The 23,245-nt window shown below is 64.0% G+C and carries 21 protein-coding genes, 1 tRNA gene and 1 pseudogene; 13 read left to right on the forward strand and 10 right to left on the reverse strand.

The window, feature by feature from the left end:
* Both A985_RS26055 and A985_RS0117765 read left to right on the forward strand, forming a co-directional pair.
* Positions 1 to 314, forward strand: a pseudogene (locus tag A985_RS26055) (argininosuccinate lyase); the annotation flags it as partial.
* On the forward strand, positions 311 to 1,048 hold the full coding sequence (locus A985_RS0117765; RefSeq protein ID WP_017234721.1) for an amino acid ABC transporter ATP-binding protein: 738 nt from the start codon (positions 311 to 313) through the stop codon (positions 1,046 to 1,048). The pseudogene A985_RS26055 and the gene A985_RS0117765, both read left to right, overlap by 4 nt.
* Before the next feature lie 114 nt (positions 1,049 to 1,162).
* Here A985_RS0117765 and A985_RS0117770 read toward each other — a convergent pair whose 3' ends face one another.
* The 5 genes from A985_RS0117770 to A985_RS0117795 form a co-directional block, all read right to left on the reverse strand.
* The gene (locus A985_RS0117770; RefSeq protein WP_017234722.1) at positions 1,163 to 4,117 is read right to left on the reverse strand and encodes a ribonucleoside-diphosphate reductase subunit alpha; all 2,955 of its coding nucleotides are present in this window, start codon (positions 4,115 to 4,117) and stop codon (positions 1,163 to 1,165) included.
* Positions 4,118 to 4,491: 374 nt separating this feature from the next.
* Positions 4,492 to 5,091: a 1,6-anhydro-N-acetylmuramyl-L-alanine amidase AmpD gene (gene ampD, locus A985_RS0117775; protein ID WP_017234723.1), complete on the reverse strand. Its 600-nt coding sequence runs from the start codon at positions 5,089 to 5,091 to the stop codon at positions 4,492 to 4,494.
* Positions 5,092 to 5,551: 460 nt separating this feature from the next.
* Positions 5,552 to 6,064 (reverse strand): DUF1269 domain-containing protein, encoded by a 513-nt coding sequence (locus A985_RS0117785; RefSeq protein WP_026132105.1) that lies wholly within the window; start codon positions 6,062 to 6,064, stop codon positions 5,552 to 5,554.
* A gap of 178 nt (positions 6,065 to 6,242) precedes the next feature.
* Positions 6,243 to 6,521, reverse strand: coding sequence for a PP0621 family protein (locus A985_RS0117790; RefSeq protein ID WP_017234726.1), 279 nt, complete (start codon positions 6,519 to 6,521; stop codon positions 6,243 to 6,245).
* Between the two features lie 6 nt (positions 6,522 to 6,527).
* A complete protein-coding gene (locus A985_RS0117795) occupies positions 6,528 to 7,412 on the reverse strand; it encodes an inner membrane protein YpjD (RefSeq protein WP_017234727.1) in 885 nt (294 codons plus the stop codon).
* A 113-nt stretch (positions 7,413 to 7,525) separates the two neighbouring features.
* On the opposite strand from A985_RS0117795, the gene ffh reads away from it, so the two are divergent.
* Positions 7,526 to 8,890 carry a signal recognition particle protein gene (ffh, locus tag A985_RS0117800; RefSeq protein ID WP_017234728.1) on the forward strand — a complete coding sequence of 455 codons (1,365 nt, stop codon included), beginning with the start codon at positions 7,526 to 7,528 and terminating at the stop codon, positions 8,888 to 8,890.
* 109 nt (positions 8,891 to 8,999) lie between these two features.
* Complete coding sequence (locus A985_RS0117805) at positions 9,000 to 9,548, forward strand: hypoxanthine-guanine phosphoribosyltransferase (protein WP_017234729.1); 549 nt, start codon at positions 9,000 to 9,002, stop codon at positions 9,546 to 9,548.
* Between the two features lie 119 nt (positions 9,549 to 9,667).
* Here A985_RS0117805 and A985_RS0117810 read toward each other — a convergent pair whose 3' ends face one another.
* Entirely contained in the window at positions 9,668 to 11,407 is a 1,740-nt protein-coding gene (locus A985_RS0117810; protein ID WP_017234730.1) for a proline--tRNA ligase, read from the reverse strand.
* Between the two features lie 213 nt (positions 11,408 to 11,620).
* Between A985_RS0117810 and A985_RS0117815 the strand changes: the two genes are divergently transcribed.
* Both A985_RS0117815 and A985_RS26060 read left to right on the forward strand, forming a co-directional pair.
* Positions 11,621 to 12,271, forward strand: a complete 651-nt coding sequence (locus tag A985_RS0117815; RefSeq protein WP_017234731.1) for an RNA pyrophosphohydrolase — start codon at positions 11,621 to 11,623, stop codon at positions 12,269 to 12,271.
* A 142-nt stretch (positions 12,272 to 12,413) separates the two neighbouring features.
* Positions 12,414 to 12,992, forward strand: a complete 579-nt coding sequence (locus tag A985_RS26060) for a CNP1-like family protein (protein ID WP_017234732.1) — start codon at positions 12,414 to 12,416, stop codon at positions 12,990 to 12,992.
* A 118-nt stretch (positions 12,993 to 13,110) separates the two neighbouring features.
* On the opposite strand, the gene proB is transcribed toward A985_RS26060, so the two are convergent.
* The 4 genes from proB to rplU all read right to left on the reverse strand — a co-directional run bounded on the left by proB (position 13,111) and on the right by rplU (position 16,239).
* Positions 13,111 to 14,244 (reverse strand): glutamate 5-kinase, encoded by a 1,134-nt coding sequence (proB, locus tag A985_RS0117825; RefSeq protein ID WP_017234733.1) that lies wholly within the window; start codon positions 14,242 to 14,244, stop codon positions 13,111 to 13,113.
* Between the two features lie 112 nt (positions 14,245 to 14,356).
* On the reverse strand, positions 14,357 to 15,487 hold the full coding sequence (cgtA, locus tag A985_RS0117830; protein WP_017234734.1) for an Obg family GTPase CgtA: 1,131 nt from the start codon (positions 15,485 to 15,487) through the stop codon (positions 14,357 to 14,359).
* Positions 15,488 to 15,638: 151 nt separating this feature from the next.
* Positions 15,639 to 15,899 carry a 50S ribosomal protein L27 gene (rpmA, locus tag A985_RS0117835; protein WP_017234735.1) on the reverse strand — a complete coding sequence of 87 codons (261 nt, stop codon included), beginning with the start codon at positions 15,897 to 15,899 and terminating at the stop codon, positions 15,639 to 15,641.
* Between the two features lie 28 nt (positions 15,900 to 15,927).
* Positions 15,928 to 16,239, reverse strand: a complete 312-nt coding sequence (rplU, locus tag A985_RS0117840) for a 50S ribosomal protein L21 (RefSeq protein WP_010803930.1) — start codon at positions 16,237 to 16,239, stop codon at positions 15,928 to 15,930.
* Between the two features lie 328 nt (positions 16,240 to 16,567).
* Here rplU and A985_RS0117845 point away from each other — a divergent pair, with 328 nt between their 5' ends.
* The 7 genes from A985_RS0117845 (at position 16,568) to coaE (ending at position 23,229) form a co-directional block, all read left to right on the forward strand.
* Complete coding sequence (locus A985_RS0117845; protein WP_083902357.1) at positions 16,568 to 17,497, forward strand: polyprenyl synthetase family protein; 930 nt, start codon at positions 16,568 to 16,570, stop codon at positions 17,495 to 17,497.
* Positions 17,498 to 17,520: 23 nt separating this feature from the next.
* A tRNA-Pro gene (locus A985_RS0117850) sits at positions 17,521 to 17,597 on the forward strand.
* 241 nt (positions 17,598 to 17,838) lie between these two features.
* Positions 17,839 to 19,131: an HlyC/CorC family transporter gene (locus A985_RS0117855; protein ID WP_026132106.1), complete on the forward strand. Its 1,293-nt coding sequence runs from the start codon at positions 17,839 to 17,841 to the stop codon at positions 19,129 to 19,131.
* A gap of 113 nt (positions 19,132 to 19,244) precedes the next feature.
* Positions 19,245 to 20,441 carry a GspE/PulE family protein gene (locus A985_RS0117860; protein WP_017234738.1) on the forward strand — a complete coding sequence of 399 codons (1,197 nt, stop codon included), beginning with the start codon at positions 19,245 to 19,247 and terminating at the stop codon, positions 20,439 to 20,441.
* Between the two features lie 117 nt (positions 20,442 to 20,558).
* Positions 20,559 to 21,779, forward strand: a complete 1,221-nt coding sequence (locus A985_RS0117865; RefSeq protein ID WP_017234739.1) for a type II secretion system F family protein — start codon at positions 20,559 to 20,561, stop codon at positions 21,777 to 21,779.
* Positions 21,776 to 22,618 carry an A24 family peptidase gene (locus A985_RS0117870; protein ID WP_017234740.1) on the forward strand — a complete coding sequence of 281 codons (843 nt, stop codon included), beginning with the start codon at positions 21,776 to 21,778 and terminating at the stop codon, positions 22,616 to 22,618. The genes A985_RS0117865 and A985_RS0117870 overlap by 4 nt, the downstream gene beginning before the upstream one ends.
* The gene (gene coaE, locus A985_RS0117875; RefSeq protein WP_017234741.1) at positions 22,615 to 23,229 is read left to right on the forward strand and encodes a dephospho-CoA kinase; all 615 of its coding nucleotides are present in this window, start codon (positions 22,615 to 22,617) and stop codon (positions 23,227 to 23,229) included. Before A985_RS0117870 ends, coaE begins: the two co-directional genes overlap by 4 nt.
* Positions 23,230 to 23,245: the final 16 nt, after the last annotated feature.

A 23,245-nucleotide genomic window follows, 5' to 3' on the forward strand; every position in this document is an offset into this window, starting at 1 on the left:
GCGACGCGATGGACCGCGGCGTCACCGCCGACCGGATTGACGCGGACATGGTCGAGGCGGCGGCACGCGAACAGCTCGGCGCGCCGCTCGGCATCGATGCGCAGGCAGTGCGCGCATGTCTCGACCCGACCCGCAATGTGGCCGCGCGTGCTTCGGCCGGCAGTCCGAGCCCGGACACGCTGCGTGCCCACGTGCGCGAAGCGCAGGGGCGGCTCGACGACGAACATGCCTTCGTCGACGACTGGCGGACACGTCTGGCCGATGCCCGGCGCGAGCTGCAAGACACCACCCGCGCACTGGCAGGCCACCCATGAACGCGCTGCTCTCGATTCGCGGTCTGCACAAGCATTTCGGTGCGCATCAGGTGGTCAACGGCGTGGATCTCGACGTCCATCCCGGCGAGGTCGTGGTCGTGATCGGCCCGAGCGGGTCCGGCAAGTCCACGCTGATCCGCTGCCTGAATAGCCTCGAGACGCCCACCGATGGCACCGTCACGCTCGGCGAGGCAGCCACCGACGTACGGGATCACCGGGCCATGGCGAAGTTGCGCGAAGACGTCGGCATGGTGTTCCAGGACTACACGTTGTTCCCGCACCTGAGCATTCTGCGCAACATCACGCTGGCCCCGGTCAAGCTCGGCCGCATGACGCAGGCCGAGGCCGAGCGGACCGCGCATGCGTTGCTCGAACGCGTGGGACTGGCCCACAAGGCGGACGCATATCCCGTGTCGCTCTCGGGCGGGCAGCAGCAGCGCGTGGCCATCGTGCGCGCGCTGGCGATGAAGCCGAAACTGATGTTGTTCGACGAGCCTACTTCGGCGCTCGATCCGGAAACCGTCGGCGAGGTGCTGGCCGTCATGAAGGATTTGGCGCGCGACGGCATGACGATGATCGTCGTCACGCATGAGATGGGCTTCGCTCGCGAGGTCGCCGATCGGGTGGTGTTCTTCGATCACGGCCGCATCGTCGAGAGCGGTCCGCCGGGCGAATTGTTCGGCGCGCCGCGCGAACCCCGCACGCAACAGTTCTTGAGCAGCGTGCTGCGCTGACGCGACACGTCGATCGTCATTTCGGCGCCAACAATCGCGGCGCCGAAAAAATTGGGGGCCAGTGCCGAGGCGCAAACCTCGGGACTGGCCCCCAATCTCACCGCAAGCGCAAGCTTACTGGCAAGCCTCGCACTCGTCGAAGCCCGGATCGCCCGGACGCATCGTGCACACCGCGCCTTCAGCGTCCGGCATCGGCTGCGCCAGCGGCGAGGACGGCTCGGCCGAGAAGCTTCCGCCCGGCGTCACGCCCCCCGAGCTCACCGCATTCAGCGCGCCGTGGCTCACCGTCGACTTCTCGACGTGCGTCGCGGCCATCGTACGCAGGTAGTACGTGGTCTTCAAGCCACGCGTCCAGGCCAGCTTGTACGTCTCGTCGAGCTTCTTGCCCGAAGCGCCCGCCATGTAGATGTTGAGCGACTGCGCCTGATCGATCCACTTCTGACGACGCGACGCCGCTTCGACCAGCCACTTCGGCTCGACTTCGAACGCCGTGGCATAGATCTCGCGCAGGTCGGCCGGCACGCGGTCGATACGGGCGAGCGAGCCGTCGAAGTACTTCAGGTCGGCGACCATCACTTCGTCCCACAGGCCACGCGCCTTCAGGTCACGCACCAGATACTCGTTGGCCACCGTGAATTCGCCCGAGAGGTTCGACTTCACATACAGGTTCTGGAACGTCGGCTCGATACAGGCCGAGACGCCGATGATGTTCGAGATCGTGGCGGTCGGGGCGATCGCCACGCAGTTCGAATTGCGCATGCCGTGCGCAGCGATGTGCTTGCGCAGGCTGTCCCAGTCGAGCGTGGCCGACATATCGACCTCGATATAACCACCGCGGGCTTCGGCCAGCAACGCCAGCGAGTCCTGCGGCAGGATGCCGCGATCCCACAGCGAGCCCTTGTACGACGAGTACTGACCGCGTTCCTTGGCCAGCTCCGACGACGCCCAGTAGGCGTAGTAGCACACGGCTTCCATCGAACGGTCGGCAAATTCGACGGCGGCATTCGAGGCATACGGCGTGCGCAGCAGGTGCAGACAGTCCTGGAAGCCCATGATGCCCATGCCCACCGGACGGTGATGCAGGTTCGAATTGCGCGCCTTCGCCACCGCGTAGTAGTTGATGTCGATGACGTTGTCGAGCATGCGCATCGCCACGCGCACGGTACGTTGCAGCTTGTCGTGATCGAGTTCGTAACCGTTCGCGGTCTGCTTCATGTGAGCCACGAGGTTGACCGAGCCGAGGTTGCACACCGCGATTTCGGTCTCGCTCGTGTTGAGCGTGATTTCCGTGCACAGGTTCGACGAGTGCACCACGCCCACATGTTGCTGCGGCGAGCGGATGTTGCACGGATCCTTGAACGTGATCCACGGATGGCCGGTTTCGAACAACATGCCCAGCATCTTGCGCCAGAGCGCTTGCGCCGGCACCTTCTTGAACAGCTTGATTTCGCCTCGCGCGGCCTTGTCTTCGTAGGCGGTGTAAGCCTGCTCGAACGCCTTGCCGTACTTGTCGTGCAGGTCCGGGCAGGTGGCCGGCGAGAACAGCGTCCACTCGGCGCCTTCCATCACGCGCTTCATGAACAGATCGGGAATCCAGTTCGCCGTGTTCATGTCGTGCGTGCGGCGGCGGTCGTCGCCCGTGTTCTTGCGCAGCTCGAGGAATTCCTCGATGTCCAGGTGCCACGTTTCCAGGTAGGCGCACACCGCGCCCTTGCGCTTGCCGCCCTGGTTCACGGCCACGGCCGTGTCGTTGACCACCTTCAGGAACGGCACCACCCCCTGGCTCTTGCCGTTCGTGCCCTTGATGTGCGAGCCGAGCGCGCGAACCTGCGTCCAGTCGTTGCCCAGGCCACCGGCAAACTTCGAGAGCAGTGCATTTTCCTTGAGGGCTTCGTAGATGCCTTCCAGATCGTCCGAGACCGTCGTCAGGTAGCACGACGAGAGTTGCGAGCGACGCGTGCCCGAGTTGAACAGCGTCGGCGTCGAACTCATGAAGTCGAAGCTCGACAGAATCTGGTAGAACTCGATCGCACGCGCTTCGCGCTCGACTTCATTGAGCGCCAGCCCCATCGCCACGCGCATATAGAACGCCTGCGGCATTTCGATGCGGTGACCGTCGATATGCAGGAAGTAGCGATCGTAGAGCGTCTGCAGGCCCAGATAGTTGAACTGCAGATCGCGCGATGCGTCGAGCGCGGCGCTCAGCTTGGCCAGGTCGAACGAGAGCAGTTGCTCGTCGAGCAGTTCGGCGTCGACACCCTGCTTGATGAAGCGCGGGAAGTACTCGATGTAGCGCGCGGCCATTTCGCCCTGCGGCACTTCTTCGCCGAGGATCTCGCGGCGGATCGTGTGCATCAGAATTCGCGCCGTGACCTGGCTGTACGCCGGTTCCTTCTCGATGAGGGTGCGCGAGGCGAGGATCGCCGAGTCGTAGACCTGCGACAGCGGCACGCCGTCGTACAGGTTCTTGAGGGTCTCGGTCACGATCGGCTCGGCCACGACTTCGTCGCCGAGATTTTCGCAGGCAGCCTGCACCACGCCGCGCAACACCGACATATCGAGCGTACGCACCACGCCGTTGTCGGTGACATTGAGCACCGGGCCATCGGGCGTAGCCGCTTCTTGCGTGGTCTCGACCGCGTGCGCGCGCTCTTGCGAACGCTTCTCGCGGTACAGCACATAGGCTCGCGCCACGTTGTGCTCGCCTTCACGCATCAGCGCGAGTTCGACCTGATCCTGGATGTCTTCGATGTGGAACGTGCCGCCATTCGGGCGGCTGCGCATCAGGGCGCGCACAACGTGCCCCGTCAACTGCTCCACGAGTTCGCGTACGCGGGCCGACGCCGCGCCCTGGCCGCCGTTCACGGCAAGGAACGCCTTGGTCACGGCGATCGCGATCTTCGACGGCTCGAAACCCACCACCGCGCCGTTGCGTCGAATCACTTTGAAGTCGGCGTTGGTCGCCGGCTCGAAGGCGCCCGTCGTCTGGGGCGCCGACGCACCCGCACCATTGCCGGAAGTCGCGGCAGGCGTCGGGGTCGGGCGGGTGAGGTTTTCGTTAGTCTGCATGTAAAAACTCCCGTTCCAATGAGATGGTGCTGTTAGCGCGTTCTTACCAGGTTACGGCCGGCAAAAATGCGCCCTAGGGACGCCGATGGAGCGAAGTGCTGGATACCGCACGACCGACGGACGGCCAAGGGTTCAGGTGTCCGCTGCACGGCTTTGCTGCTGTGCCGCCCCGCAAAAACGCCGCAGGAAAAGCACGGTATTGATGGCGATTGCATCCTGTGCCGAACCTGACATCAACCACTAGATGTAGTGGTCGGCACCGGAATTTTCACTAAGTATAGTGGAGATGACGCACTCCGCAAACCCAAAAATTTCTCTCGCCGGGAAGGCCCGTGGCATCGCCGTGTCAAGCAAAACCTGTCCCCGGATGGGGATTAGTCGGCCGGCTGAAACGGCAATGTCTGGGGGCTCAGCGCCGCCATCCGACGCAATCGCGGCCACTCGAAGTACGGTCCCGGATCCGTCTTGCGTCCCGGTGCGATATCGGCATGTCCGACCACCGCTTGAATCGGATAATGCTCACGCAACGTTCGCGTGAGCGCCGCCAGCGTGACGTACTGCGCTGCCGCATAGGGCACGTCGTCGGTGCCCTCGAGCTCCACGCCGATCGAAAAATCGTTGCACCGCGTTCGCCCTTCGAACGACGACGCCCCCGCGTGCCAGGCCCGCGCGTTGCACGACACGAACTGCTGCAACGCACCATCACGTCGTACGAGGAAGTGCGACGAGACCCGCACACCGCGGATCTCATCGAAGAAGGGATGCGCATCGTGATCGAGCCGGTTCTGGAAGAACGCCGCGATCTCGCCGCCCCCGAATTGTCCTGGCGGCAGCGAAATGTTGTGCACCACGAGCAGGTCGGTCGGCGTGCCCGCCGGACGCCCATCGAAGTTGGGTGACGGCAGTCGCTCGGCTTCGCGTATCCAGCCGTCGGTATCGAGCGTGAGCATCGGGACATGGGTCGGCGCGCTCATGCGCCACCTCGCCGCAGCAAGGCACGCATCGTGACGCGATGACACGACCGGAGCGCAGTGTTGGCGCACGCGAATGACTGGGACATGTCGGGCACAGCGGGCTCCCGTAGAGCGAGGGGCGCCATTGTAGCCCACTTGGCGTGACGCCGTCGGCGGCATGCCCGGCGCGGGCAACGCTCAGCCCGTTCACGGGTGGGCGGCGCTTCGTCAACCGTCGTCATGCGGTGAAAGGGGATGCCCAATGAAGAAGCCTCCCGCCTTGCCTGGCCGAGAGGCTTCTGTAGGCGTGACCACGCCCAGGGATGATGTCGCTCGCGTGTCGATCGACACGCTCACCATCCCGCGCCGCTCACAGGTGCGACGCTTTGGACCGTTTCCGGCCGGTGACACTGATCGTCTTCGCCAACGCTGTCATCGCTTTCGATACGGTGCCCTCGCTTATTGCCATGATCGCCATCGATCAAGGAAAGGCAGGAATGGCGGATTCCACCCCTTCCATGTGCGCTTCGGGGTGATGGGCCTTGAGCATCTCGCGAATCTCATCGACGCGACCGTCGCGCACATCCACCATCAGCAGAATCATGCCGCGCTCGAGCGGCTCACGAAACGTCTTGAGTCGCGAGTTCGGCACCGAAACGCCGATCATGCTCGACACCCAGGCGCCAAAGAGCGCACCGAGCGGTGCCGTCACAATCATCAACTCCCACTGGGGACGTGTGCCCACGATGGGGAAAAACGCGGCGACTGCACCGACTGCCAGACCACAGAACCCGCCGATGACGAGCCCGGCTTCGGCGCCGTGCACGATATCGGAAGTCTGTAGCAGGTTAGCCTCGTGCAGTCCCTCCAGGTCCATTTCGTCACGTGCCATAAAGTGGATGTGACGCTCCTCCACCCGGGCGAGCAGTAAATCGCTCATCGTGCGCTGGGCACTCGCCAGATCGGGAAGCAGAAAATACATCCGTCTGCGCATTAGCATATTGCGCCCTCCTGTCGTCGCGCCCCTCGATGATTATTCTGTTTGTGAGCGGGGCCGGTTACTGTGTTTTAGTGCATGCAGCAGGCATGCGCAAGCCGGCACGTGCAAGTGCCACGGCGCGAAGGACGGGAGAACGGGATCATCGCTGCGCAGCGTGGCCGCGCAGCGCGACTCAGATGCGGTGTTCGCGCATCCGATAGGCGTCGCGGTGTTCACCGCTGCAAAAATGCTGGCCGCCCGCGCCAGCGACGGATTCACTCTCGGGAAGGTAGGTATCGCACTCGCTGCATCGCACCATGCGCTCGGCGGGCGGCAGCGCCTGACGCGCCGACGTGCGCGCATCGTTTGCGCCTGGCGGGCGCGTGCGCTCGGTATTGCGCTTGCGCTCGTTGCTTCGCATCCACCACGTGCCAACGATCAGGAGCACCAGTAACAACAGGATATTGCGCATCGCGCTTCAAGTCTCCGTCATGCGATGCAGCACCACCTCAAGCACGAAGCGAGAACCGACATACGCCAACAACAGCGCCACGAACGACGCCAGAACCCAACGCAGCGCGACCTTGCCGCGCCACCCATAAAAATGCCGTCCCAGCAGCACCGCGCCGAACATCAGCCACGACACCCCCGCGAACACGGTCTTGTGATCGATGCGCACCGCGCGCCCGAACAGCGCCTCGGAGAACATCACGCCGGAGATCAACGTCAGGGTCAGCAGCACGAACCCGGCGCCGATCAGCCGGAACAACAACTTTTCCATCGTGAGCAGCGGCGGCAGCGTCTCAAGCCAGTGCGCCAGCCAGCCGGTCGTCTCGCCGCGTCGCGACGGATGCAGCTGCCGCTCGGCGTAGAGCATCAGCAGCGCGTGCAGCGCCGCCAGCGCGAACAGCCCGTAGGCCATGTTGGCGATGATGAAGTGCGCCTTGAAAATCGGTTCCGCCGCGAAGCCGAGAATGCGTACATCCGGAAAAATCATCGGCAGCACACAGGTCACCGCGGCCACGGGGGTGACCATCAGCCGCAGGCTGTCCAGCGGAAAGAAGAAACTCTCGATCCAGTAGATGCCGACCGAGAGCCACAGCATGGCCGAGAGCATGTACGCGAAACCGAAGTGCATACTGTCCGAGCGGAAGATCGTTTGATGCAGCAACACCCCGTGCAGCACGAGCGTGACGAACAGCGAAAGCTGCATCGGCCAGCGCGACGGCGTGCCCGCGACCGGCGCAGGCGCGACCTGCCCGCCCGCCAGTGCGAGCGCAGCGTTGCGTCGATATCCTTGCCACGAACAAACCGCCAATCCGGCATAGAGGATGGCGGTCAGCGCATACAGTAAAATAGTCATGTTTGAAGTTTACACCAGCCCATGACGGGCGCGCTGCCGTCCCCGCCACCGCCCCCTCCGGGGCCGAACGGCAGGGCGAACGGGGCCGCTGCAGGTCTTACAGGATACGTTTCATGCTCGACAATCTCACTACGCGCCTCGCCAAGGTCGTCAAGACGCTGCGCGGCGAAGCCCGCCTGACCGAGGCCAACACGCAGGAAATGCTGCGTGAAGTGCGTCTCGCGCTGCTCGAGGCCGACGTCGCCCTGCCCGTGGTGCGCGATTTCGTCGCCAAGGTCAAGGAAAAGGCGCTCGGCGAGGAAGTCATTTCCAGCCTCTCGCCGGGCCAGGCGCTTGTCGGCGTGGTGCAACGCGAACTGACCGCGCTCATGGGCGGCGACTATGAAGGCCGCGCCGCCGAACTCAATCTCGCGACCACGCCGCCCGCCATCATCCTGATGGCCGGTCTACAGGGCGCCGGCAAGACCACCACCGTCGGCAAGCTCGCCAAGCTGCTGCGCGCGCAGAAAAAGAAGGTCCTCACGGTTTCTACCGACGTCTATCGTCCCGCCGCGATTGCCCAGTTAGAGACGGTGACGAAGCAGGTCGACGCCGACTTCTTCCCGTCGCAACCCGATCAGAAGCCGGTGGACATTGCCCGTGCGGCCGTCGACTGGGCGCGACGCCATCACCATGACGTGCTGCTCGTCGACACGGCCGGCCGTCTGGGCATCGACGAAGCGATGATGCAGGAAATCAGCGCCCTGCATGCCGAGCTCAAACCGATCGAAACGCTGTTCGTCGTCGACGCCATGCTCGGCCAGGATGCCGTCAACACGGCCCGCGCCTTCAACGACGCGCTGCCGCTCACCGGCGTGGTGCTCACCAAGCTCGACGGCGACTCGCGCGGCGGTGCGGCGCTGTCGGTGCGTCACATCACCGGCAAGCCGATCAAATTCGTCGGTGTGGGCGAAAAACTCGACGGCCTTGAGGTCTTCTACCCGGATCGCATGGCGAACCGGATTCTCGGCATGGGCGACATTCTCGCGCTCGTCGAGGAAGCGCAACGCGGCGTCGACGTGCAGGCCGCGCAAAAGCTCGCCGAGAAGGTCAAGAAGGGCGGTGACTTCGACCTGAACGACTTCAAGGCGCAAATCGGCCAGATGAAGAACATGGGCGGCCTGTCGTCGCTCATGGACAAGCTCCCCGCGCAATTCCAGGCCGCCGCCAGCCAGACCAATATGGATCAGGCCGAGAAGCAGGTGCGCCGCATGGAGGGCATTATCAACGCGATGACGCCGTCCGAGCGCGCCAAGCCGGAATTGATCAAGGCGAGCCGCAAGCGCCGCATCGCCGCCGGTGCGGGCGTTCAGGTGCAGGAGGTCAATCGCATGCTCAATCAGTACGACCAGATGCGCACCATGATGAAGAAGCTCAAGGGCGGCGGCATGATGAAGATGATGCGCAGCATGAAAGGCATGATGCCCGGTATGCGCTGAACGGATCCGATGCCCGGTTGCCCCCCGTCACGCGGGCGGGCATTCCGTATATACTCCGGGCCGCACATAGCGACATCTCCCCGCAACACGTTCCCCAGGGTCGCCCCATATGAACCGCGAAGAAGCCCTCGAAGTTTTCCGTAATTCCGAAGAGATCGTCTCGGCCGACGAGGTGAGCCAATCCGTCGACACGATGGCCAAGGCCATCAAGGCGGCCGTTGGCGACGAATTCCCGATGGTGCTCTCGGTCATGGGCGGTGCGGCCGTCTTCACCGGCATGCTGCTGCCGCGCCTGGACTTCCCGCTGGAGTTCGACTACATCCACCTCTCGCGCTACAACAACACCACGACAGGCGGCGCGATGCAATGGCGCGTGGCGCCGCGCGACTCGGTGCGCGATCGCGTGGTGCTCGTGCTCGACGACATTCTCGACGAAGGCGCCACCATGGCAGCGATTCGCGATCGAATCCTGGAGATGGGCGCCTCGAAGTTCTACAGCGCCGTGCTGTGCGAGAAGATCCTGACGAAGGACAAGCCCTCGCATCCGGATTTCTGTGGCTTTACGGTGCCAGACCGCTACGTCTTTGGCTGCGGCATGGATGCCAAGGGCTACTGGCGCAACCTGCCGGCGATCCGCGCCTTGACCACGCCGCGCTGAGCGCCGCCAGCGGGACAACGTTCCGTATCCACCATGCGACAAAGCGACAAAGGGGCCTGCGAGGCCCCTTTGTCGTTTGGGTGCGCCGGCGAGCCCTCGCCCACCGGCATGACACCCGATCAGATCGCCTTGGCGGCGCGCACCTTATCGACGACGACATCCGCCACGGCGGCGACGTCGAGCAACTGCGCTTGTGCGTCGCGGCGGCCCTGATACTCGAGCTTGCCTTCCTTCAGCCCCCGGTCACCGATCACCACGCGATGCGGCACGCCGATCAGCTCCCAATCCGCGAACATCACGCCGGGACGCTCGCCACGGTCGTCGAGAATCACGTCGACGCCCGCAGCCACCAGGTCGTCATAGAGCTTATCGGCCGTCGCACGCACGGCGTCGCTGCGGTCATAGCCCATCGGGCAAAGCACGACTTCGAACGGCGCAATCGATTCCGGCCAGATGATGCCGCGATCGTCGAAGTTCTGTTCGATGGCCGCGCCAAGAATTCGCGTGATGCCAATGCCATAGCAGCCCATTTCCATCGGCGCAGGCTTGCCGGTCTCGTCGAGGAAGGTGGCATTCATGGCATCCGAATACTTGGTCCCCAACTGGAACACGTGCCCCACTTCGATGCCACGGCACAGGGCAATCTCGCCCTTGCCATCCGGCGACATGTCGCCAGGCACGACGTTGCGCAGATCGGCCACGACTTCCGGCTCGGGCAGATCGCGCCCCCAGTTCACACCGGTGATATGGAAGTCGACCTCGTTCGCGCCAACCACGAAATCGCTCATCTTAGCGACCGTGCGATCGACCACGAGCTTGACCGGCTGCTTCGTACCGATGGGGCCCAGGTAGCCCGGCGGTGTGCCGAACCGATCGACGATCTCGGCCTCGCTCGCGAAGCGGAAGTCCGCCAGTCCCGGCACCTTGCTCGCCTTGATCTCGTTCAGTTCGTGATCGCCGCGCAGCAACAGCAGCCAGACGGTCGTGCCGGCCTCTTCGCTGTCGGTGGCAAGCACAATCGACTTGACCGTGCGCGCCAGCGGGATCGAGAGCAGTTCCGCGACGGCTTCGCACTTGGCCTTGCCCGGTGTGGCCGTCTTGGTCAGCGCCTCGGCGGGCGCGGCGCGCTCGCCCTGCGGGGCAAGCGCCTCGGCCATTTCGACGTTGGCCGCATAGTCGGACGCAGGGCAGTAGGCAATGGCGTCTTCACCGGTATCGGCGATCACGTGGAATTCGTGCGAGCCGGACCCGCCAATCGAGCCGTTGTCGGCCACCACGGCGCGAAACGCCAGCCCTAGGCGCGTGAAGATGCGCACGTAGGCGTCGAACATCTTCTGATAGGAAACCTGCAGGCCGGCACGGTCCTTATCGAAGGAGTAGGCGTCCTTCATGATGAACTCGCGCCCGCGCATCACGCCGAAACGCGGACGAATCTCGTCGCGGAACTTCGCCTGTACCTGATAGAAGTTCACCGGCAGTTGGCGATAGCTCTTGATCTCGCGGCGCGCGATGTCCGTCACCACTTCCTCGTGGGTCGGGCCGACGACGAAATCGCGGTCGTGGCGATCCTTCAGTCGCAGCAATTCCGGACCGTACTGCTTCCAGCGCCCCGACTCCTGCCACAGTTCGGCGGGCTGGACGGCGGGCATAAGCAGTTCGAGCGCGCCGGCACGGTTCATTTCTTCGCGGACGATGGCTTCAACCTTGCGGATCGAACGCAGGCCGATCGGCAGGTAATCATAGATACCGCCGGCCACGCGGCGAATCATGCCGGCGCGCATCATCAGCTTGTGGCTGACGATCTCGGCGTCGGCGGGCGCTTCCTTGAGGGTGCCGATGAAGAAACGAGAGGCTTTCATGCAGATTTCCGGGAAAAATGAGGGTCAACGGCGCGCACAGCGGTTCGGGGTGTTGCCGGGAACGGGGCCGGGGCACGCCCCGACGTCGCGACGGCGCCCAAGACACCCGCCGGCCGTACGCGCCGCCCCGGTCACCCGAGCCGCCGCCGGCCGCCGCGCCGGTGATTATCTGTTTATAATCGAAGCAATTTTAAAGGATTCAAGGGTGGTTGTATGCTTGACCGTGAAGGCTTTCGCCCGAACGTCGGCATCATCCTCTTAAACGCACGCAATGAAGTGTTCTGGGGCAAGCGGCTGGGCGAGCACTCCTGGCAGTTCCCGCAAGGCGGCATCAAGTACGGCGAAACGCCCGAACAAGCCATGTTCCGAGAATTGCACGAAGAAACCGGGCTAAAGCCAGAACACGTCAAAATCATCGGTCGCACGCGCGACTGGCTGCGTTATGAGGTGCCGGACAAATTCATCAAGCGCGAAGTGCGCGGACATTACCGGGGCCAGAAGCAAATCTGGTTCCTGCTGCGCATGGTCGGTCGCGACTGCGATATCTGCCTGCGCGCGACCGAGCATCCGGAGTTCGATGCCTGGCGCTGGAACGAATATTGGGTGCCGCTCGACGCCGTGATCGAGTTCAAGCGCGAGGTCTACCAACTCGCGCTGAACGAGCTCTCGCGCTATCTGCGACGCTCGGCGGCGCGCGCGCAACAGGATCGGCGACGCTTTCCGCGCGCCGGGGCCCGGGTCGGCGAATTGCCGCCGGGCGCGAGCATTGCGGATGACGACACCTGCGACGGCGGCAGTTGTGTCGACGAGGCCAGCGAAATGGCAGGTGCCGCCAGTGTCGGCACACCGCCTCGGGAGCACTGAACCGGGCCGCCGCCGGCGTGTCCCATCATCGGTCGCGGGCACCATGCCCGCGCCTTCCTTTTGACCTAGCATCCTCCGGGATGCCGCGCGGATCGTCCGCTATCGTTGATCCGCCGCCCAACCGACTTCTCGATCCCATTCCATGCGTCTTTCCCTCGCTCGCCACGCCCCGCGCCTGACCGCCCTGGCCCCTTTGGCCGCACTGGCGCTGATGACCGCCTGTAGCGGCATGATGCAGCCCGTCCAGGACTACGACGAATACATCGCCCAGCAGGAAGCCTCCAAGGGCAAGTGGAAGGAAGCTGAATTCACCCTGCCGGCGAAAGCCCCGCAAGACGCCGATCTCGTGAGCTTCCCCACCCTGCCGAGCGCCACCCTCGACTACGCCATCGACACGAAGTCGGTGCAGGTGACGGACGACGGTGTAGTCCGCTACGTTGCCGTGATCCGCAGCAAGCAAGGGGCGCGCAACGTCTCGTTCGAAGGCATTCATTGCTCGTCGTTCGAGTCGCGTCTGTACGCAACGGGCCGACCGGATGGCACATGGGTTGCGGCGCGCAACAGCGAATGGCGTCCGATTCGTCCGTATGGTGCAACCGCCTATCAGGGCATCCTGTTCCGCGACTATCTCTGTCGGGACAAGGCCCCATTGGGTGACGCCAAGGAAATCGTGCAGAACCTGCGCTACCCGAAATTCGATCAGAACCAGAACTATCGTTAAGCCGTTGACGCACGGTCGATAACGATTGACCGTCGAGATGAAAAACGCCGGTCACGCAGTTCAAATGCGTGCCGGCGTTTTGTCTGTCAGGCGCGAGGCCATCGCCCCGCCGTGCGGCTCAGCGCAAGATCAGATTGTCGCGATGAATCAGCTCGGGCTCGTTCGCAAAGCCCAGCACCTGCTCGATGTCGCTGCTCGGGTGACGCCGAATCAGACGCGCCTCCGAGGCGCTGTAATTCGACAGCCCGCGCGCGACTTCAAGGCCGGCCTCGTCCACGCAGGCAATCACTTCGCCGCGGGCAAACGTGCCTTCGACATCGATCACACCGATCGGCAGCAGGCTCTTGCCCTCTTGCGTCAGCTTCTTGCACGCGCCTGCATCGATCACCACGCGACCGCGCACCTGCAAATGATCGGCCATCCATTGCTTGCGGGCGGTGAGCACGGCCGTGCGCGCGACCAACTGCGTGCCGATGGCCTCGCCGCTCGCCAGACGCACAAGCACGTCTTCCTCGCGCCCCGACGCGATCACGGTATGCGCGCCGCTGGTCGCTGCGCGCTTGGCCGCCAGGATTTTCGTCAGCATGCCGCCGCGTCCGATATTGGTGCCCGCGCCACCGGCCATCGCTTCGAGACGCTCGTCACCCGCATCGGCCTCGTGGACGAACTCGGCCTTGGGGTCCTTGCGCGGATCGGCCGTGTACAGGCCCGACTGATCGGTCAGGATGACCAGTGCGTCGCCGTCGATCAGATTCGTCACGAGTGCGCCCAACGTGTCGTTATCGCCGAACTTGATTTCGTCGGTCACGACCGTGTCGTTCTCGTTGATGATCGGCACCACGCCCAGACGGAGCAATGTGAGCAAGGTCGTTCGCGCGTTCAGATAGCGTTCGCGGTCGGCCAGATCGGCGTGCGTGAGCAGAATCTGCGCGGTGCGCACGCCGTGTTCGGCGAAGCGCGTCTCATAGACCTGCGCGAGGCCCATTTGTCCCACGGCCGCCGCCGCCTGTAATTCGTCGATGGCGGTCGGACGGCGCGCCCAGCCGAGGCGCTGCATGCCCTCGGCAATGGCACCCGAGCTGACGAGCACCACCTGCTTTGGCGGACGACCATCGCCACCATGCCGCAGCGCGGCGATCTGTTGTGCCCATCGCGCAATCGCGACATCGTCCAGCCCGCGACCGTCGTTGGTCACGAGACTGGATCCCACTTTCACCACGAGCCGCTTGGCATCGGCGATGACCGAACGCATGGAACTGGATTCTCCTGCGAATGTATTGGGAAGTCGGCGCTATCGCAGCCGGATCGCTGGCATTGGCGCGATGACAGGCAGCGCCATCGCCAGCGTTTGAGTGAGACGGAGTTTACGCCTTTGGCGCGTCGTCCGGGGGCGTCTGCGGGGCGACGTCGGCCGCCGGGGCGGCACTGCCCGCGCGAAAACGCGGATCCTGCGCAGCGTCTTCCATCGCTTCTTCCACGGCACCGCGTTGTTGATACAAATACTCTTGCACGGCCAGACACAGCTTCTCGCAACCTTCGCCGGTCAAGGCGGAAATCTCGAACGTCGGACCGTCCCAGGCGAAGCGCTTCTGGAAGTCGGCAACGCGCTCGGCGCGTTCCGCTTCCGGCACCATGTCGACCTTGTTGAGCACCAGCCAACGCGGCTTCTGGAACAGTTCCTCGTCGTACTTCTGGAGCTCAAGGATGATGGCCTTGGCATCCGCCACCGGATCGACACCCTCGTCGAACGGCGCAATGTCCACGATGTGTAGCAACAGACCCGTGCGTTGCAAGTGACGCAGGAACTGGTGACCGAGGCCGGCCCCATCGGCCGCGCCTTCGATCAGGCCGGGAATATCCGCAATCACGAAGCTCTTGCCCGGTGCGGTGCGCACAACCCCCAGATTGGGGTGCAGCGTCGTGAACGGATAATCGGCGATCTTCGGGCGCGCGTTCGACACCGAAGCGATGAACGTCGACTTGCCCGCGTTGGGCATGCCGAGCAGACCGACGTCTGCGAGCACCTTCAGCTCGAGCTGGAGCATGCGACGCTCGCCCGGCTTGCCGTCCGTCTTCTGACGGGGCGCGCGGTTCGTGCTCGACTTGAAATGGAGGTTGCCCAGACCGCCCGCGCCCCCTTGGGCGAGCACGACTTCCTGACCGTGTTCGGTCAGGTCGGCAATGGTCTCGCCGGTGTCCATGTCGCTGATGATGGTGCCGACCGGCATGCGCAGGTAGACATCCTCGCCCCCCTTGCCATAGCAATCTGCGCCTCGACCGGATTCCCCGTGCTTTGCGAGGTGTTTCCGCGCGTAGCGGTAATCGATCAGGGTGTTGATATTGCGATCCGCCACGGCAAACACGCTGCCGCCGCGACCGCCGTCGCCGCCGTCGGGTCCGCCGAACGGCACGAATTTCTCGCGGCGCATCGATGCCGAGCCGTTGCCGCCGTTCCCGGCGATCACCTCGATACGCGCTGCGTCAATGAATTTCATGGGGGTCCGTTCCGCTCAATCGACCGTCCGCAGACGATCCTAACGCTGTGTAATGGCCCGACCGACGCGCAAAATGCTCGCCGCGCTCCGGCGGGAAAAACAAAAAAGGCTCCGCATGGGAGCGGAGCCTTTTGGTGGCAAAAGGCTTAGCTTACGCTGCCGGCACCACGCTAACCACTTGCTTCTTCGCTGCGCCCTTGATGGCGAATTGCACGTGGCCGTCGGCCAGTGCAAACAGCGTGTGGTCCTTACCAATACCGACATTTTCGCCGGCATGCATACGAGTACCACGTTGGCGAACGATGATGCCGCCAGCCAGGATCGCCTGACCGCCGTACACCTTCACGCCGAGGCGCTTCGACTCTGAATCGCGGCCGTTACGGGACGATCCGCCTGCTTTTTTGTGTGCCATGACTTAACTCCTTACCTAGCTCGATCGATTAGCCGTTGATGCTGTCGATTCGCAGCTCGGTGTAGTTTTGGCGATGGCCTTGACGCTTTTGGTAGTGCTTGCGACGGCGCATCTTGAAAATCTTCACCTTGGGGTGACGACCCTGGGCGATAACGGTAGCCTTGACGGAAGCCCCACTGACCAACGGCGCACCGAACTTAATCGATTCGCCCTCGCCTACGGCGAGAACCTGGTCGATGGTGATTTCAGCGCCAATGTCAGCCGGTATCTGTTCTACTTTAAGTTTTTCGCCAGCAGCAACCTTATATTGCTTGCCGCCGGTTTTTATGACCGCGTACATTGTTGAACCTCACTCATAAACAAGAGAATTTTCCGCGCAGGCCGAGGGTCCCGAAAGGACTCGACTTACCAGCCCATCGCACCGCCGCAGACCGTCATACCTAGGTATTCCCGGACTTGTCGCAACGAATGCGCGCACGAAAACCGGAGATTATACAGACTTTCTCCTTTTGCGTCAAAGACTTCCGTGAAACCTGTCAAACCGCGGGGCTGGTCCCCGAAAGTCGCCGCGCCCACTATATAATTTGGGGCGAAATTTTCCTCACCCGAGCCTTGTCTTGACTGCTTCGACTTCTTCCCAGAACGTACTGGCCGCCATCGCCGACGACATGCGTGCCGTCGACCAGCTTATCCGCCACCGGCTGGCCTCCGAGGTGGTCCTGATCAATCAGATCTCGGAATACATCATCAATTCGGGCGGCAAACGGCTGCGCCCGGCGTTGCTGCTGCTCGTGTCCGGTGCGCTTGGCGTGAGCTCACCGCATCGCTTCGAGTTGGCGGCGGTCATCGAGTTCATTCATACCTCGACACTGCTTCACGACGACGTCGTCGACGAATCCGACCTGCGTCGCGGCAAGCAAACGGCGAATGCGCTGTTCGGCAACGCGGCTTCGGTATTGGTGGGCGACTTCCTGTATTCACGCTCCTTCGAAATGATGGTGAGCGTGGACAACATGCGCGTGATGCAAATTCTCGCGCGCGCCACCAACGTGATTGCCGAAGGCGAAGTGTTGCAGTTGCTGAACATGCACGACCCGGACGTCGACGAAGCGCGCTATCTGCAGGTCATCCAGTACAAGACGGCCACGCTATTCGAAGCGGCAACGCAACTCGCTGCCGTGCTCGCCAACGCCGACGCGCAAACCGAAGCAGCCGTGCGCGAATACGGCGGACGTCTCGGCACCGCATTCCAGTTGATGGACGATTGGCTCGACTACGCAGGCGACACCGACGCGATGGGCAAGAACGCCGGCGACGATCTGCGCGAGGGTAAGCCGACGCTGCCGCTCATTCACGTGCTGCAACATGGCACCGACGACGAGCGCGCACTCGTGCGTGAAGCCATCGAGAATGGCGGCACCGACAAGTTCGAACCGATCCTCGCCGCGATCACGCGCACGGGCGCGCTCGATTACACGCTGGCACGTGCCAAAGAAGAAGCCGACGCTGCGGCACAAACAATTTCAGCGCTACCCTCTTCCCAATACAAAAATAGCCTGCTAGAATTGTGTTCTTACTCGATAGCGCGACGCACTTAACGGCGAAGTAGCAGTATCGAAAGCGGGGTGTAGCTTAGCCTGGTAGAGCGCTACGTTCGGGACGTAGAGGCCGGAGGTTCGAATCCTCTCACCCCGACCAGAATTACCTTTGCTTGCGAGCAAAGCAAAAAAACCGCCGGACGTGTCCGGCGGTTTTTTTATGCCTGTTGCACGCATCATCGGCGCATCATCGCGATGCGTCCAGGCCTCGAATCGCTTGGCGTCCAACGCATCAGGCTTGTACAGCGCACCCGGTGCCCGACGCGGCCGACCGCCGCATCCCCCTCTGCTATAGTGGCAACTCATTGCCACCCGCCCGTGCCATTTACGCACCCAAACGCTTGGAAGCCCTGCCCTTGTGGGCGCAGATTTGCGCCGTCGCCCTCCTGATCATCTGCTCGGGATTCTTTTCCATTTCCGAAACGAGCATGATGGCGCTCAACCGCCATCGCCTGAAACACCTCGTCCGGATGAACGCGCACGGTGCCAGGACAACGCAAGGCCTGCTCGCTCGCACCGAAGACCTGCTCTCGACGATTCTCGTCGGCAATAACGTCATCAATACCGTCGTCCCCGTGCTCACCACGTCGATCGCGGTGCGCTACTTTGGCAACGACGCAATCACGCTCTCGGTCGCAACGGCACTCATTGCGCTGCTCATCATCATCTTTGCCGAGATCGGACCGAAGATCGTCGGTGCGACGTATCCCGAACGCATTGCACTGCCGACGAGCCGATTGCTCAAGCCGATCGTGACGCTGGCCGCGCCGCTCGTGTGGGTGCTCAACGGCTTCGTGCGCGGCATGCTGCGCGTGCTGCGCATCGACACACGTCGCGCAGCCGGCGAAGTTCGTCTCACGACGGAAGAACTGCGCACCATCGTGCTCGAGGCCAGCAACTACATGCCGACCAAGCCGCGCAGTGTGCTGCTCAATCTGCTCGATCTTGAAAACATCGCGGTCGACGACGTGATGGTGCCGCGCGCGCGCATCGAGGCACTCGACATCTCGGCACCGCTCGACACGCTGCTCTCGCAGCTAGCGACCTGCTATCACAACAAGCTGCCGGTCTACGACGGCGACATCGATCGCGTCATCGGCATTCTGCCGGTGCGCCGCACGCTGGCCGCCCTGCAACACCCGGACGATCTCTCGGCCGACACGTTGCGCGCGTTGCTCGTCGAGCCGTATTTCATCCCGAGCGACACGCCCGCGTTGCGGCAACTGCAGTATTTCCAGGAGAACCATCGGCGCATCGGGCTGGTCGTCAACGAATACGGCGAAGTCGAGGGACTGCTCACCACCGAGGACATCATCGAGGAACTCATCGGCGAATTCACGACGAGCATGCCGGGTACGGGGGGAAGCCGGTCAGGCTGGACCTCGGATGACGATTGCCTGGTCAGCGGCGGCGTAGGGCTGCGCGACCTGAATCGCCGACTGAACCTGCATTTGCCGACCGACGGTCCGAAGACGCTCAATGGTCTGATCCTCGAAGTGCTGCGCGAGATTCCCGAGGCCACCGTCAGCCTCGAGATCAGCGGCGTTCGCATGGAAATCGTGCAAATCGACAATCAGGCGATCAAAATGGTGCGCCTGTTCAAGCCGGGCACACGAACGCCGTCGCAGGATTGAGTCGCCGTCGTTCACTGCACGTGACACCCGCCCATTTTTCGGGCAATTCCGATTGAGCCGCCCCAAGGTTTTGACGAGACTGACGTTTCACGCAGCACTCGTCAGACCCTGTCATGTCATTTCATTCTTCTGAATTCTCCGCCACGGCGACAGCCACCGAGCCGCTCGCGGCCACGTCGCGCGCACCGCTCGACGCCACCACCCCCTTGCAGTTTCTCGAACAGATGCTGGGCGAGGCGGTTCGGGCTGGCGCGTCCGATGTGCACTTCGAGCCGATGGCACAACGCTTTCGCATTCGACTGCGGATCGACGGCCATCTTTACGAGCACTGCGATGTGCCGCTGCCGTGGCGCGACATGCTCGTCTCACGCCTGAAGGTGCTCGCCAATCTGGATATCGCCCAGAAGCGTCTGCCGCAGGACGGGCGCATGGTGTGGCGCGAAGCGGGCGAACCCGTGGAGTGCCGCGTCAGCGCATTGCCCACGCTGCACGGCGAGAAGCTTGTCGTGCGCCTGCTCGATGGCGCGAAGGTTCCGCTCTCGCTGGAAGGACTCGGCTACACGCCAAAGCAGTACCTCGCGCTCACGCGCGCCATTGCCCGACCACACGGCATGATTCTGCTGACCGGCCCAACCGGCAGCGGCAAGACCGTCTCACTTTACAGTTGCCTCAAGCGGCTCAACGACACCTCGCGCAATATCGTCACCATCGAAGACCCGGTCGAAATCCGCTTGCCAGGGGTCACGCAGGTCAATCTCAACGAGCGCGCCGGGCTCGACTTCGCGACCGCCTTGCGCGCATTTCTTCGACAGGATCCGGACGTGCTCGTCGTCGGCGAGATTCGCGATACCCAAACCGCCGAGATCGCCGTGCAGGCGGCACAGACCGGACACCTCGTATTCGCAACCGTCCACGCGAACGACGCGACGAGCACACTCGCCCGACTGTTCGATCTCGGGGTCGCACCGTTCAATCTGTCATCGACGCTGCTGCTCATCAGCGCACAGCGCTTGCTCAGGCGTCGGTGCCCGGCGGGTTGCGAACCCGGTCGTGCGCCAGAGGACATTGCCCGGGCCGGCCCGCCCTGCATGCGCTGTCACGGCACCGGATTCGCCGGGCGCATCGGTGCGTTCCAGGTCATGCCGATCAGCGCGACGCAGGCGACCAACATTGCACAGGCCCGAAGCCCGCACGCACTCGCGGCGCAAGCGCAGCGCGAAGGTGTCATGACCCTGCGCGAAGCCGGTCTCTGGCATTGCGCGACAGGCACCGTAAGCGAGGAGGATGTCGATGCGACGACGCCCGCCTGATGCTCATCTACCGCGCGCGCGGACTAACACGTCGATGCCATCGGCACATGCCGCGTGCCAGGCCGCAGTAGGGTCGAGCCGCCTATCGCCGCGCGTCACAACGCGCAGGGGTGAACCATGTCGCGTATAACGCAGCCCCGCCGCTGGCACTGGCAAGGTCGCGATGCCCAGGGGCAACGCCGGCGCGGCGAGGTGCTCGCCCACGGTGAAGCCGCCGCGCGTTTGCTGCTGCGCGGCCAGCCCATGACGATCACGCATTTGCGGCCGGGTCGCCGGCATACGCCCTCCGGACGCGTCGGAACGGCAGATGCCACCGATCTGGTTCGACGCCTCGCCACGTTGCTCGGTGCAGGGGTGCCGCTCACGTCAGCCCTCGACGTACTCGCGCGTGGCGCCCATACGCGAGGGCTCAAGCGGCTCCCGTCCGATATCGGACTGGACGTCGGGCGCGGGCATCCGTTGGCACACGCGATGGCGCAGGCCAGCCACCGATTCAGCGGCGTCGACTGTCAGTTGATTGCCGCCGCCGAACTGAGCGGTCAGCTCGGCCCAACGCTGGCGCGTCTGAGTGCGCACTACGATCACACACGAACGGTGCGAGAGAAGCTCCAGCGCGCGCTTGCCTATCCGCTGACGGTGCTGGTCGTCGCATTGGCCGTCGTGATGGCGCTGCTGCAGTGGGTGATCCCGGAGTTCGAGCGCCTGTTCGCCAGCGCCGCCGGTGGCGGCATGCCCCTGCCGCCGCTCACGCGATGGCTCATCGACCTCTCGCGAGCGTCGCTGACAAACGGGCCGTGGCTGCTGGTCGGCCTGGGCACCGCCGGGCTGGTCGTCGCGGCGGCATTGCGCCGCAGCCCCCGAACGCGGCGTCTCCGGGATCGCCTGCTCTTGCAACTGCCGGGTGCAGGACGCATCCTGTGCATGCTGAGCGCTGCCCGGTGGGCCAGAACCCTTGGCACGTTGCTCGACGCGGGCGTCGCGCTTCCCGACGCGATGGACGCCGCTGCGAGCGCATGCGGCAACCTCGTCATGCAGCGCGCGGCGCACGACGTGCACCGGGAAGTCGCCCGAGGTGCCCGTCTGGCGACCTCGCTCGAGGCCAATGCACACTGGCCCCTGATCATCGCGCAACTGACCGTGATCGGGGAGGAATCGGGTACACTCGGGCGCATGCTCAACCAGGCCGCCGGCCTGCTCGACGAAGACGCTTCGCACGCGCTGGTCAGTGCCTGTGCGGCGCTCGAACCGATAATGATTACGCTTCTTGGCCTGCTGATCGGCGGCATGGTCCTCGCCATGTACCTGCCGATGTTCCAACTCGGATACGGTGTCGCATGAACGGTTACGCAGAGCTGCTACGGGTCGATTGGCTGGCGGAACTGGCACCTCACTGGCGCCTTGCGCTGTTCGCCGCCTTGGGCGTCGTCGCCGGGCTCGGTCTCGATGCCGTCGTGCGGCGCGTGCCCGCGGCGATCGAACGGGCGTGGCTGGAAGAGATGCAGGCAGTCGATGCCACGAACGCATCGGCCCTGCGCGCTCCCTTTCATCAAGCTGCCCCGCCGTCCGCCTCGATAGCGCTCACCGCCCCACTCGCAGCACCTCCCGCCCCGTTGGCAGACGCCGCCGCGCCTCGCCGCTGGCAACTCTCACTCCTCAGCGGCGCGTTGAGCGTCGCCGTGGCGTGGCGCTTCGGCCCGACCTGGCAGAGCCTCGGCGCACTCGGACTCGTCTGGACACTCATTGCGCTCGCGTACATCGACCACGATACGCAACTCCTGCCCGACATCCTCACGCTGCCGCTGTTGTGGGCAGGCCTGCTGTGCAACCTCGGGCACTGGTTCGCCGCGCTCCCGGCGGCGGTCGTCGGGGCCGCGACCGGCTACCTGAGCCTGTGGGCGTTGTATTGGGTGTACTGGTGGCTGCGTCGGCGTGAGGGCATGGGCTTCGGCGACTTCAAGCTCTACGCGGCGCTGGGTGCGTGGTTCGGCTGGACCGCCCTGCTACAGATTCTGCTGCTCGCCTGTGCGCTCGCCATCGTGATCGCCGGCACCGCCTGGCTCACCGGACGGCTGCGCAGCGATCAAATGTTTCCTTTCGGCGCCTTTCTCGCCGCCGCAGGCATCGCCACGCTGTTTGGCGGTAATGGCCTGTTGATCTGGATTGGAGGAACGCCATGACTTACGCCATCGGCCTGACCGGCGGCATCGGCAGCGGCAAGACGACGGTCGCCAACCTGTTCGCCACGCACGGCATCGCCATCATCGACACCGACGCCATCGCGCACAGCATCACCGCTCCGAACGGCGCGGCCATGCCCGCGATCCGGCGCGAGTTCGGCGACGCCTTTGTCGCCCCGGACGGCTCGCTCGACCGCGCACGCATGCGCGACGCCGTCTTCACGGACGATGCGGCCAGAGCGCGTTTGGAGGCCATTACCCACCCGTTGATTCGCACGGAGTGCGAGCGTGCCGCCAGCGACGCCCAAGGGCCCTATCTGATTTTCGTCGTGCCCCTGCTGGTGGAATCCGGGAAGTGGCGAGAGCGCGTGCAGCGCGTGCTCGTCGTCGATTGCACCGAGCAGACGCAGATCGCGCGCGTCATGTCCCGTAATGGCTTCACGCGCGACCAGGTGCAGGCGATCATGGCGCGTCAGGCAAGTCGGGCGCAGCGGCTCGCCGCCGCCGACGACGTCATCGACAACGATGCCCAGCATGCCCCACTCGCCCCACAGGTCGACCGTTTGCATGCGGCGTATCTGAAGTTTGCGGCGCAGGCCGAAGGCCGTTGATCGACGCCGGCGTTCG

Source organism: Pandoraea sp. B-6 (assembly GCF_000282835.1).
GTDB classification, from domain to species: domain Bacteria; phylum Pseudomonadota; class Gammaproteobacteria; order Burkholderiales; family Burkholderiaceae; genus Pandoraea; species Pandoraea cepalis.